This window comes from Streptomyces acidiscabies (assembly GCF_020010905.1).
Classification (GTDB): Bacteria; Actinomycetota; Actinomycetes; order Streptomycetales; family Streptomycetaceae; genus Streptomyces; species Streptomyces acidiscabies.
Genome location: NZ_JAGJBY010000001.1, coordinates 239,104 through 251,521, shown reverse-complemented (window position 1 = coordinate 251,521; position 12,418 = coordinate 239,104). Strand labels below are relative to the sequence as shown.

The 12,418-nt window shown below is 69.7% G+C and carries 10 protein-coding genes; 8 read left to right on the top strand and 2 right to left on the bottom strand.

Translation table 11 applies throughout. From position 1 onward, the window contains the following. Positions 1–30: 30 nt before the first annotated feature. Positions 31–570, top strand: a complete 540-nt coding sequence (locus tag J8M50_RS01030; RefSeq protein ID WP_040835623.1) for a hypothetical protein — start codon at positions 31–33, stop codon at positions 568–570. Positions 571–624: 54 nt separating this feature from the next. Here the strand turns inward: J8M50_RS01030 and J8M50_RS01025 are convergent, their stop codons facing one another. Continuing rightward, complete coding sequence (locus tag J8M50_RS01025) at positions 625–1,326, bottom strand: tetratricopeptide repeat protein (RefSeq protein WP_010351577.1); 702 nt, start codon at positions 1,324–1,326, stop codon at positions 625–627. 15 nt (positions 1,327–1,341) lie between these two features. Further along, complete coding sequence (locus tag J8M50_RS01020) at positions 1,342–3,024, bottom strand: ATP-binding protein (protein ID WP_223786135.1); 1,683 nt, start codon at positions 3,022–3,024, stop codon at positions 1,342–1,344. Positions 3,025–3,240: 216 nt separating this feature from the next. On the opposite strand from J8M50_RS01020, the gene J8M50_RS01015 reads away from it, so the two are divergent. The 7 genes from J8M50_RS01015 (at position 3,241) to J8M50_RS00985 (ending at position 12,332) form a co-directional block, all read left to right on the top strand. Next, positions 3,241–6,399, top strand: a complete 3,159-nt coding sequence (locus J8M50_RS01015; protein WP_223786134.1) for an AfsR/SARP family transcriptional regulator — start codon at positions 3,241–3,243, stop codon at positions 6,397–6,399. Positions 6,400–6,908: 509 nt separating this feature from the next. Beyond that, on the top strand, positions 6,909–8,066 hold the full coding sequence (locus J8M50_RS01010; protein ID WP_010351574.1) for an extracellular solute-binding protein: 1,158 nt from the start codon (positions 6,909–6,911) through the stop codon (positions 8,064–8,066). Further along, a complete protein-coding gene (locus J8M50_RS01005) occupies positions 8,063–9,055 on the top strand; it encodes an ABC transporter permease (RefSeq protein ID WP_141655545.1) in 993 nt (330 codons plus the stop codon). Before J8M50_RS01010 ends, J8M50_RS01005 begins: the two co-directional genes overlap by 4 nt. Beyond that, positions 9,052–9,864 carry an ABC transporter permease gene (locus J8M50_RS01000; protein WP_010351572.1) on the top strand — a complete coding sequence of 271 codons (813 nt, stop codon included), beginning with the start codon at positions 9,052–9,054 and terminating at the stop codon, positions 9,862–9,864. Before J8M50_RS01005 ends, J8M50_RS01000 begins: the two co-directional genes overlap by 4 nt. Continuing rightward, positions 9,861–10,910: an ABC transporter ATP-binding protein gene (locus J8M50_RS00995; RefSeq protein ID WP_010351571.1), complete on the top strand. Its 1,050-nt coding sequence runs from the start codon at positions 9,861–9,863 to the stop codon at positions 10,908–10,910. The genes J8M50_RS01000 and J8M50_RS00995 overlap by 4 nt, the downstream gene beginning before the upstream one ends. Beyond that, on the top strand, positions 10,907–11,557 hold the full coding sequence (locus tag J8M50_RS49620) for a glycerophosphodiester phosphodiesterase (RefSeq protein ID WP_010351570.1): 651 nt from the start codon (positions 10,907–10,909) through the stop codon (positions 11,555–11,557). The genes J8M50_RS00995 and J8M50_RS49620 overlap by 4 nt, the downstream gene beginning before the upstream one ends. Then, entirely contained in the window at positions 11,550–12,332 is a 783-nt protein-coding gene (locus tag J8M50_RS00985; protein WP_010351569.1) for an inositol monophosphatase family protein, read from the top strand. The genes J8M50_RS49620 and J8M50_RS00985 overlap by 8 nt, the downstream gene beginning before the upstream one ends. Positions 12,333–12,418 lie beyond the last annotated feature (86 nt).

Sequence of the window (12,418 nt, the reverse complement as noted above, 5' to 3'; positions counted from 1 at the left end):
CGTCCCGCGGTGCCGATTACCGTGCCCGCCATGCCGGTCGGTAGACCCGCGGCGTACGGCGCCGTGCGGATCAGCGTCTGTTTCCTTCCTCACGACGACAGCGGACGATCCGCTGTCCTCTGGCGGTCCGATACAGCGCACGGGACCGCGCTCGTCAGCGCCGCGCGGTACGACGAAGAAGCGGTGGCGTGCGGACACCCGTCGGGTCTGCTCCCGTGCGACGAGCACCTCCGCATGGATCCCGAACGTCCGGAACATCAGCCCCTGTTGGAGCACGCCGATGTGCTGGTGACCGGGGAGCTGCTGAGGTTCGAGGCGGCCCTGCGGCGGGTCGACGCCCTGCTGGCGAGGCATCCGGGATGCCTCGTGGCCGCCGTGCCGGGTCCCGGTGCCGGGTGCGTGATCGGCGTGCGGGACGCGCTGGGCAGCGTGCGGTTCCTGTGGCCGGAGCGGGGCGCGGGCGGGGCGCCGGCCTCGCCGGGTGTGGTCGCGTCCGTCGTCCACGCCTGGACGGCGGCGGGCAGAGCGCCGGACGCGCTGCGGTCCGTCGTACCGCTGCCGAGGCCGTAGCGCGGGCCGGCCGGGGGTGGCGGACGGCTGTCACCCCCGGCCGGTGCGTGCGGTTCACCGGTCGCGCAGGCGCGCCTCCACGCGCTCGGCGTCGGACGGGCTCAGCCGGGCGAAGAGGTCCCGGGCGTTCTCGTAGAGGCGGACGGCCGCCGCCGTGTCCCCCTGGGACGCGGCGGCCTGGCCGAGCCATTCGAGGCAGCGCGCCTCCCAGTCCACGGCCCTGACGGCTCCGGTCCGAAAGACGGCAAGTGCCTGTTGCAACAGCCGAGTTCCCTCGGTGCTCTCCCCGGAGCGCTCCAGCACGTGACCGAGCAGCGCTTGGACCCGGGTCGCTTCGTACGACTCCTCAAGCTCCGTCAATTCATCGTAGGAGAGCCGTAGTTGGTGCATCGCATCGATGAAGTCCCCTTCTGCCAAGGCGGTTTCGCCGAGGCGGCGCCGGGTGAGTGCCACTCTGTGCCGGTGACCGGCCGCCTCCCGCAGCCGCAGGGCCTCCTCGAAGTGGGTGCGCGCCTCGGCGGTTCGGCCGTCGAGAAGACTGATGTGTCCGAGGCCGCTGACCGCCTGCGCCTGCTGCCGTACGTTGCCGTCCTCGACGGCCATCTCCAGCGCCAGCCGGTACCACTCGGCCGCCTCCGCGTACCGGCCCGCGCCGCGCAGTCCGATCGCCCCGGAGGTGAGCATGCGGCCCTCGCCGTCCCGCGCGCCGTCGCGGCGGGCCGCGTCGAGGCCGAGCCGATGAGCTTCGATCCACATCCCGGTCGGGCGAAATCATAGGAAAAGGGGCCAAAGGACATCGACCAGGCGCCAGCATCGCGTGTCCCAACCCGCCCGCGCACACTGCCGTACTGCTCCCATCAGGCCGTCCCGGTGCGTGTCGAGCCAGGTCAGAGCCTCGGTGGGACCGTCGAGCGGGGTGGGTTCGGCGGCCTCCAGCGGTCCGTCGTGACCCGGCAGCCGGTGCCGGGGCACGAGGATGTCCTCCGCCGCGGCCGAGGTGGCCAGACACCAGTCCACGAACCGGCTCAAGGTGTGTTCCCGACCGGGTGGTTCCTCCCGCTCCTCACCCACTGCGCGGGCGTGCGAGCGGACCAGATCGTGGAAGCGGTACGTCGTGGGGCCGGTCTCCTGGAGGAGGTTCGACTCGACGAGCAGGTGGATGTGCTCGTCGACCGTGTACGGGCCGGTGTCCGTGACCGCGGCCAGCATGAACAGGTCGTGCACGTCGGCAGGCAGCAGACCCATCCGCCGGTAGAGGACGGCGGATTCGCCGGGCAGAAGGCCGTACGACAGGTCGAGAGCCGTCCGCATGACGGCCTCCCCGTCGACCCGCAGCATGTCCAGCACCCCTCGTCCCCGCGACAGGCTGCCGGCGAGAGCCGACACGGACTGGTGCGGGCGGACCGCGAGTTGGGCCGACGCGAGGGAGACGGTCAGCGGCAGCCGACCGCACAACTCGATCACGTCGTGAGCGGCGGAGGGGTCCGCCGCGACCCGCTCCCCGCCGCCGACGGCGAGCAGCTCGACGGCCGACTCCGGTGACAGGCCGTCGAGTTGATGCACGAACGCTCCGTCGACCCGGAGTCCGGTGAGGCCGCTGCGGCTCGTCACCACCGTCAGGCCCGTCGATGTGCCGAGCAGCAACGGCCGTACCTGCGCGGCGGAGAACGCGTTGTCCAGCAGGATGGCCAGCCGCAGTCCCGAGGTCAACGTTCGCCACAGCGCGGCGCGTTGGGCTGTGTCGGCCGGTACCGACGGTGCACCGAGCGCGATCAGGAACGCCTCCAGGACCGTCGCGGGGGACCTGGGGCCGTCCTCGCCACCCAGGTCGGCGTAGAGCTGACCGTCGGGGAAGGACGCGGCGTGCTCGTGCAGCCAGTGGGTGGCGAGGGTCGTCTTGCCGACCCCGGCCAGTCCGCTGATCACGAGAACCGGGGACGCCTGCGCGGAATGGCCCGCGCGGAGGTCGTCGAGTGCCTGCCGGTCGCTCTCCCGGTCGACGAACCTGGCGTGAGCCGGGGGGAGTTGGCGGGGTACGGGAGGGCGAGGCGGTTCGGACGGCGCGTGGAAGTGGACGCCGCCGTGGATGTCGCGAGCCTGCACGCTGGGGCCGTGGAGCACAGAGTTCCCGCCGATGACGTTGGCGGTGTGGCCCGGCAACTCGGGTTCAGGAGTGGGCTGTTGATCGCTCCGTGCCGAGGCGTGACGTCGTAACCACGCCATGACGGCGTCGTCCGTCGCTGTGTCGCGCGCGGCGAGCAGGTCCAACGCCTCGGCGGTGACCGCGTACTGAGCCGGAGCGGGTGGCCAGAGCCGGGCGAGCGCTGTGTCCGTCCGGCGCGCGGCGTCGACGAGCTGCGCGAGCTCCCGCCACGCCGGGGAATTCCGGTCGTTCCCGTGCTCGACCATGGCCGACAACAGCGCTTCCCGTCTGTCCGGTTGCGGATATCGCATGTCGGTTCCTTTCGGCTCTGTCTGTCGAGGAAGGCCCCTCGCACCAGGTGGAAAGCGAACGGAATCGTCTGGAGAGCGGTTACTTCTGGACTTATATGGTGGGCATATGGTCATGAATGACAAGGCCATGACACTCTGAATACCCGGCCAGCAGAAGGCCCTACCGGCGGGAGGACGCTGGTGGAATTCACGATTCGGCTATCGGGATCGGTCGAAGTGAGAGCCGCCGGCCGCTGCGCCGAACTCGGCTCCACGAAGTCCGCGGTCGTCCTGGCCTCCCTCGCCTGGGACGCGGGACGGCCGGTGAGCGTGGACACCCTGGTCCACCGCGCCTGGGACGACCATCCGCCGGCCAAGGCCAGAGAAGCGCTGCACGTTCACATCTCCCGGATCCGCGCCGCGTTGGGGATCGCCGGGAGCGAGGCGCCGCCCGTCGTCAGCCGAACCGGGTCGTACCTGCTGGACGTCGACCCCGACCGGGTCGATCTGCGGTACTACACGGACTACGTCGAGCGGGCGCGCGCGTTGCGGACCGGCGGCGGTGACGACGAGGCGGTGCTACGGCTGCTCGACCGCGCTGCCGGGCTCTGGCGAGGCGAACCGCTCGCCGGCATCGCCGGCTCCTGGGCCGAACACCTGCGCACCACCGTCGCCGAGACCGTCGCCGCCGCGGCGATGACCCGCGCCGAGATCCTCATGGGCGCCGGACGGTTCGCCGACGCCGTACCGGTGCTGCTGCCGCTCCTGGAGGAGCACCCGCTGGACGAGGCGCTGGCCGAGCGGTCGGCCGTCGCGCTGTACGGCAGCAGTCGTACGGCGGAGGCGACCCGGTTGCTCCAGCGGACCCGGCAACAGATCGTCCGCGACATCGGGCTCGACGCCGGCCGCCTGCTGCACCGGGTCCATCAGGGCATTCTGTCGGGGGCGTCGGCGAGGGCGCTGCTGCGGACCGGGGGTACGGGGGGTCCGACGGCGGGAGGCTTCGCGGAGAGGGGTGCGGCATCCGGCGCCTCGGTGCCGGGTGCGTCGTCGGGGGCGCCGAATCGCGGGGTGCCGTCGGGGAGTTCGGCCCATGGGACGTCGCCGGGGAGCCCGGGCGAAGGGCCGGACAACCTGCCGCGGGACGTGCCCTGGGTCGGGCGGCGCGACGAACTGCGGCGGCTCACCGCGGCGTTGCTCGACGGCGACGGCTCCGCCGCGGTCGTCACCGTCGAGGCGATCGACGGTATGGGAGGAGTCGGAAAGACCTGCCTCGCTGTCCACGCCGGACATGTCCTGCGGGGCCGCTTCCCTGCGGGGCTCCTCTTCCTCCACCTCGGCGGCCACGCGTCCGACCGGACCGCCCTGACTCCGGTGCGCGCGCTCACCGAACTGCTGCGGCTGGCCGGTATGGACAGCAGTCGATTACCCAGCGGACTCGACGAGTTGACGGAGTTATGGCACTCCGTCACGCGGGACCGGCGCATGCTCGTCATCCTCGACGACGCGAGCGGGTCCGACCAGGTCCGCCCGCTGCTTCCCGGGCACTCCCCGACCGCGGTCGTCGTCACCAGCCGGCGTCGGCTGGTCGGTCTGCCGGGGGTACGGCCCGTCTCGCTCGACGTGCTTCCGCCGGACGACGCGGTGGCGCTGTTCGTGCAGCGGCTGGGGGTGCGGGCGCGCACCTCCGAGTCGGAGGTCGCTGAAATCGTCCGTATATGCGGCTATTTGCCGCTGGCCGTCGAGATCGCCGCCAGCCGCCTGCTCGCTCGGCCGTCCTGGTCCACGGCGGATCTGCTGAGTCAACTCACGGACGGCAGTGGACAGTTGGCCGCGTTACGGGACGGGGACCGGGCGATGGCCCCTGTCTTCGCCCTGTGCTACCGGGAGTTGGACGCCGAACAGCAACTCGTCTTCCGGCGGATCGGGCTGCACTTCGGGGTGGAGTTCGGGGTGCACGCGGTGGCGGCGCTTGCCGGGATGTCCGTCGACGCGGTCGAGAGGGTGCTGGATGACCTCTATACACATCACCTTATTTCGGAGCCTTCTCCCCATAGGTTCACCATGCACGACCTTGTGCGCGGGTATGCCCGATCGTTGATCGGAAATGGCGATCCGGCAGGTGACGGAGATTCCCGGCTCGCGATCGGGCGCATGGTCGATTTTTACCTCGGTGCCGCTGATCATGCCGACCGGTTGGCCTATCCGTACCGCTCTCGCATGTCCGTTCCCGCTGGGGGTTTCTCAGGGGTGTCGTGGCCGGAAATGCGGGATGCGCATGCGGCGGAACGGTGGTTTCTCGCCGAGAGTGCGAACCTGCTGAACGTGCTGGAGTGGCTGACAAGGAACGGGTCCGATGGTCAACTAGCTGTCTGTGTGCATGTGTTGGCCGGTTTCTTGGACCATGAAGGGTGTCATCTCGTCATGGCCGATCCGCTCCTGCGGCGAGCCGTCGAGCACTGGAATGCCGTGGGTGACCCCGCGTCCCAGGCTCGTGCCCTGCTTGACCTCGGCACCATGCAGTGCCATGGGTCGCGCTACGAGGAAGCCGTCGCGGCCTTCCGGGAGGCGCTGGAGATCACCCGCGAGGTCGGGGACCCGGGGCTGGAGGCCGAGTGCGTCCACCAGCTGTCGATCCCGTTGTGGCAGACCGGGCAGTACTCGGTGGTTCGCGATCTTCAGGAACGGACTCTTTCTTTTCTGTTGCAAACAGGCGATGAGTTACAGGTTGCGCGAAGTGTCAACATGCTGGGTATAACGCATCTCCATATGGGGGAGTACGGCGATGCGTCGAGATTATTTCAGGATGCCCTCCGTCGTTTTTCCGCGCTGGGAAGTGAACGGGGCAGGTTCAGTGCGTTGAATAATTTGGCCGAGTTACGGAGAAAGTCGGGGGAGCCTGAAGCGGCTGAGCGGTTTTACTCGGAAGCGCTGAAAATCGCGGAATCCTGGGGTGGGAAGAGGGAGCAGGCCGCGATCAAAATGAATTGGGCCGGGGTGTTGAGCGAGCTGGGCAGGCCGGATGATTCTCTGTCGCTTCTGGAGAGCGTCTTGCCGGTTCTGCGCGAGGTGGGGGACCGGCGGACCGAGGCCATCGCGCTCAACCGTATCGGCACGGCGTATCGGGCTGCCGGTCAAGCGCAACAGGCGTTGCCGAGGCATCTCGCCGCCCTTGACGTGGCTCGTGGAATTCACGCGGCGGGCGAGGAGGCGGAGGTTCTGCACGATCTGGCGAGGGCTGAGGAAGAGGTTGGGCAGATTGAGCAGGCGATGGCTCATCTGAGGCAGAGTGTGTCCATTTTCAGGCGAATTGGGGCGTCGGCTGAAGAGGCTCAGGTCGAGCGTGCGTTGACCCGGTTGGCTGGGTTGCCGCGTGGGATGGGTGGGCGTTCTTAGCGGATCGGGGTTGCTCCCTTCACTAGTTGAACATCCTGGGGGTGCTGGGGTGTTTGGTGTGTGCGCTCCCTGATGGCAGAGGTACAGTGATGCCTGGTTACGGGTGCGGCGCTGCTCCGGGGGCGTCCCGTCGCGCTTGGTTATGTTCAGTTTGCGAACGCAAGGGATGCGAGTGAAGAACGTCCATTCCGGCCTCCTCGGCTTTGCTCTTACCTGCCTGGCCTTCTATGTGTACTTCAGTGGCGGGGGTGGGGTCGGCCCGAGCTGAAGGTCCTCCAGTGGCCGGTATCGCTCCCTGTATGGCTCGTGGTGGGGGCAGTACCGGCCACTGTGGGCGTTCGGGGTCTCGGTGAAGGGTTCGGTGAGGCTCGGGTAACAGGGGGGTAAATCGGCGGAAAGTCGCCCATTGGGCGTCACTCCGGGTTCACCGAGAGGTTCCTGTGCCCGCCCGAGCGCGGTGCTTATCGTGCGGAACGCCCCCTTCCGTATCGATTGCCCGGAGCCCCACCATGCCTCACCGGATATCCGCCCGCTCCACGCGCACGGCCGTCGCCGTGCTGTGTGCCGGTGGGCTCGCCCTCGCCGCCTCGGCCTGTTCGTCGGCCTCGGCGAGCGGTGGCTCGGACCACCACCTCACCGCGTACGTCGGCGGGGACACGAACATCCAGACGCTGTGGCAGGACATCGTCGTCCCGGCCTTCGAGAAGGCGAACCCCGGATATCAGGTCAAAGTGGTCTATTCGGCGCACGGTGTCGCCGACGCCGCGACGCTCGCCAAGCTCCAGGCCGCCTCGAAGACGAAGCGCGACGCCGGGTACGACGTCATCGAGTCCTCGATCACCCCGGACGCGGCGGCAGCGGGCCTGCTGACAACGGTGTCATCGAAGAACGTGCCGAACCTGGCCAAGGTGGATCCGAGCCTGCTCGGTCCGGTGAACAACGCCGCCGTCCCCTACCGGGGCTCCTCCGTAGTCCTCGCGTATGACTCCACCAAGGTGAAGACCCCGCCGAAGACGTACGACGACCTGGTCGCCTGGATCAGGGCAAACCCCGGCAAGTTCGCCTACAACAGCCCCTCCACCGGCGGTTCCGGCGGCTCGTTCGTCGAGACGACCCTCGACCGCCACCTCGACGCGGCGACCCTGAAGACCTTCCAGACGGGGTATGACGCCGCGCAGGAGTCCAAGTGGGACGCCGGGTTCTCCGACCTCAAGGGTCTAAACGGGTACGTCTACGGTAAGGGGGTCTACCCCAACGGCAACCAGGCCGTCCTCGACCTCCTCGCCAAGGGCCAGATCTCCATCGCGCCGGTCTGGTCCGACATGTACCTCTCCGCGGTCCAGAACCACACGCTCGACTCGACCGTGAAGTTCACCCAGATCTCCTCCCCGACCTTCACCGGCGGCGCCGCCTACATCGGCATCCCCAAGGGCGGCACCAAGCAGAAGGCCGCGCTGAAGCTCGCCGACTTCTTCCTGGAAGCGGCCCAGCAGGACGCGATCGTCAAGAACCTCGCCGCCTACCCGGTGATCCCCCTGACCGAACTCCCGAAGGCAACTGCCGACCGTTTCGCGGGAGTTGACGTCACCAAGCTGCGCCCCGGCTACTCCGGGAAGACCGGCAACGACATGAACAACCTGTGGCAGCAGAAGGTCCCCGGTCAGTGAGTCTCGCCGAACGCGTACGGGGCAGGGGTGCGGGGCATCGCACCCCGGGCCCCGGCCCGGCCGGCGCGACAAACCGGCCGACGGGCGGCGTACGACGCCAACGCCCGCGCCCCGGCGGCCTGTTGGTGCTCCCGCCGCTCCTCCTGGTCGCCTTCTTCGTCGGCATCCCGGTCGTCTCCGGCGTGCTGTACACGCTCGGCCACTTCGGCGGCCTCAACTCCGTCATCGCCGCGATCGGCCTGCACCAGCACACCGCCGACCACTGGTGGGGCACCCTCGGCGCCTACCGCGAGGTCCTGACCAGCGACCCCTTCCTGCGCAGCCTCACGGTCACGGTCGAGGTCACCCTCCTGAGCGTCGTCGCCGTGTTCGCGCTGGCGCTGACCGTCGCCCTGCACGCGCGCCTCACCGGCGGCCGTACCGCGAAGATCGTCAGCGCCCTCGCGATCACCCCGCTGTTCCTGCCCGCGGTGATCGGCTCGTACGCGATCCTCACCTTCTACGCGGGCGACGGCGCCTTCACCACCCTTGCGCACGCGCTGGGTTGGAGCCACGCGCCCCGCCTCAGCTACACGATCTGGGGCGTGGTGATCGGCCAGGTGTGGACCAACCTCCCCTTCGCGGTCCTCGTGCTGTCGTCGGGGCTGGCCGCCGTACCGGACGCCCTGATCGAGGCGGCCCAGGACGCGGGGGCGGGTCGTACCCAGGTAGTACTCCGGGTACTGCTGCCGATGGCGGGCGTACCGGCCGTGATCACCGCCGCGTTCACCACCATCTCCGTACTCGGGAGCTACACCGTCCCCTACCTCGTAGGTCCTACGGCGCCGACGATGCTCGGGGTGCAGCTCGCGAACACCTTCCAGTCCTACAACCAGCCTCAGCAGTCCCTGGTGATGGCGGTCGTCGTGTTCGCGCTGGCCTCGCTGGTGGGGGTGGCGTACGTCCGGGCCAACGTCCGCGAGGCCAGGAAGGCGGCGGCGACGCGATGACCGTACGCATCCTCCGAAAAGCCCTTACCGGCCTGGGAGTTGGGCTCCTGGCCCTCTTCATCCTCGGCCCGCTGCTGTGGCTCTTCCCGCACGCCTTCGCCGGCACCTGGCGCTACCCCGGACTCCTCCCGCAGGAGTGGACGCTGCGCTGGTGGCGGGCCGTCGCCGACAACCCCGACCTGGTCGCGGCGGTGCGCTGGAGCTTCATCTTCGCGCCGGTCGCCACGCTGCTGTCGGCGGTCGTCTGCCTGCCCGCCGCGTACGCGTTCTCCCGGTTCGACTTCCCCGGCCGCCGGTTCTTCCTCGTCGCGCTGTTCTCGGTGAACGCCTTCCCGAAGATCGGCCTGTACGTCGCGATGGCGTCGCTCTTCTACACGCTGAACCTGATGACGACGTTCTGGGGCGTCGTCATCGTCCAACTCCTCGGCACCGTCGTCTTCATGACGTGGCTGCCCGCCGCCGCGTTCTCCTCGGTGCCGCGCAGCCTGGAGGAGGCCGCGCGCGACGCGGGCGCAGGGCAGCTGACCGTGTTCTGGCGTGTGACCCTGCCGATCGCCCGCCCCGGCATCCTCGTCGCGGTGATCCTCTCCTTCCTCGCCGCGTTCGACGAGGCCCAGGGCACGCTGCTCGTCGGCGCCCCGGTCTACCTGACCATGCCGACCGCCATGTACAGCATGGTCACCAACTACCCCGAGGGCGTCGCGGCCGTCTTCTCGCTCCTGCTGTCCATCCCGTCCGTGGTCCTGCTGTTCGGCGTACGCCGGCACATCATGGGCGGCCATCTCGCCGAAGGGTTCCAACTGCGATGAATTCAGGGCTGGTTCTGGCCGGTCTCACCAAGACGCTCGGTGGCCGGACGATCGTCGACGGCCTCGAACTGCGGGTGGAACCCGGCGAGATGGTCTGTCTGCTCGGCCCCTCGGGCTGCGGGAAGACCACAACTCTCCGTATGGCGGCGGGATTTCTGGCCCCCGACTCCGGCCGGGTCGAGATCGGCGGCACCGACTACGCGGCCGTCCCGCCCGAACGGCGGCCCACCGCCATGGTGTTCCAGAACTACGCCCTCTGGCCGCACATGACCGTCGCGGGCAACGTCGGCTTCGGCCTCAAGATGCACAAGGTCCCCAAGGACGAGGCGAAACGGCGCGTCGCCGAGGCCCTCGACCTGGTCGGCCTCACCCACCACGCCGACAGCTACCCGGCCCGCATCTCCGGCGGCGAACAGCAACGCACCGCGCTGGCAAGGGCGTTGGCACTCCAGCCTCAACTTCTGCTGCTGGACGAGCCGTTGTCCAACCTGGACGCCAAACTCCGCGAGCGCGTCCGGGAGGAGATCCGCGACATCCAGCAACGCCTCGGCATCACCACCCTGTTCGTCACCCACGACCAGGACGAGGCCCTCAGCGTCGCCGACCGCATCGCCGTCATGAACGCGGGCCGCATCGAGCAGTACGCCGCACCCGACGACCTGTACCGCACACCGGCGACCCTCTTCACCGCGGAGTTCGTCGGCAGCCTCAACCGGCTCGATGAGGTCACCGCCGACCAGGGCGTTCTGCGCCACGCCGACGGTACGGAACTCCTGCGCTGCACCGAGCTGGTGGGCCCCGCCGGGCCGGGCAGGACGGTCGGCATCCGGCCGGAGGAGATCCGGATGGGGGCGCAGGACGGTACCCCCGCGGTAGTCAGCCGGGTACTTCCCAGGGGCCACTTCACCGAGGTGGTCCTGAGGCTGGATACCGGAGGGGTAGCTCTCAGGTCGTACCTCACAGGGGGTACGCCCGGGGTGGGGGAGCGGGTACGGGTGACCGCCGGGCGGGCCCTCTCGTACGACGCGCAGGGCGCCGCCGCGTGAGCGCGCTCGCCGTCGCCCATCGGGGCGACCCCCGGGGCGCCGTCGAGAACACCCTCGCGGCGATCCGGCTCGCGGGAGCCGCCGGGGCCGGCGCGATCGAGGTGGACCTGAGACGTACCACCGACGGCGTACTCGTCCTCCATCACGACGACGACCTCAGCCGCCTCTGGGGCCGCCCGGAGCGCATCGCCGACCTCACTCTCCCCGAGCTGCACGCCCTCGCCCCCGAGGTCCCCACCCTCGCCGAGGCCCTGGAGACCGCCGACCGCCCGCTGCTCCTCGACACCGGTGACCCCGCGCTGGCGGTCGCCGCCCTCGCCGAGATCGGCGGAACGGACGCCATGTTCTGCGGCTCGGCCGAGGCGATGGCCGCCGTCCGGGCCCGGGACGACCGCATCACCCTCTTCCTCAGCTGGTACGGCGCCGAACCCCCGGCCGAGCCGGTCCTCACCGCCGTACGCCCTCAGTACTACAACCCCGAGCACCGGTTCCTGAGCTCCGAAGAGGTACGGGTATGGCATACCCGGGGCATCAAGGTGAGCTGCTGGACGGTGGACGACGCCGCCCGGCGGGAAGAACTGATCTCCTGGGGCGTGGACGCGATCATCAGCAACGACGTGGAAGGCGTGGTGAAGAGCTGTGCGTGACGAGGTGGACCTCGACGCGGCGATGGAGGTCGCACAGGAGCTGGCGTACTGGGCGTCGGAGGTGATCCGCCGGCCTCGTCCTTCGGAGGTACGCCAGAAGGACGGCCCGGCGGACATCGTCACCGACCGTGACGAGGAGGTGGAGGCGCACGTCCGCGAGGTCCTCACCCGCGCGTTCCCGTCGTACGGGATCGTCGGCGAGGAGTACGGGACCACGGACGGCGTCCCCGACGCGCCGCACTGGCTGATCGACCCCATCGACGGCACCACGAACTACGCGCACGGCATCGGCTGGTGCTCCTTCTCCCTGGGCCTCGCCGCGCCCGACGGCAGCCCGCTGCTCGGCGTGGTGGCCGACCCGTGGCGGGGCGAGGTCTTCACCGCGCTCAAGGGCCGGGGCGCTCACCTGAACGGCGTACCTCTGAAGGCCGACCCGTATACGACCCTCACGGGCCACGTCTTCATGACCGAGTGGGCCGCGCACCGGCACTGGACCGGCCTCGACGCGCTGCTCGCGGCGCTCGCCGAGCGGCACTGCACGGTCCGCGTGATGGGGTCCACCGCCCTCTCCCTGGTCCAGGTCGCTGCGGGCCGCGCGAGCGCCGCCGCGATCGGCGAGTTCCACCCGATCGACGGCCTCCCCGCCCTGCTGATCGCGACCGAGGCCGGCGCGGTGGCCCTGCCGGAGCTGCCCGGGTACGACACACCGCTGCTGCTGGCGGCGCCGGGGGTGGCCGAGGAGGCGGCGGAGCTGCTGCGGGCCGCGCGGGGGTGACCTGTATTAACCCTGGAGAGGGACGCCGCCCGTCCCCCTCCAGGGTTACCCCGTAAGGGACCCGTCAAAGGGCCGTCCCGCGCCGT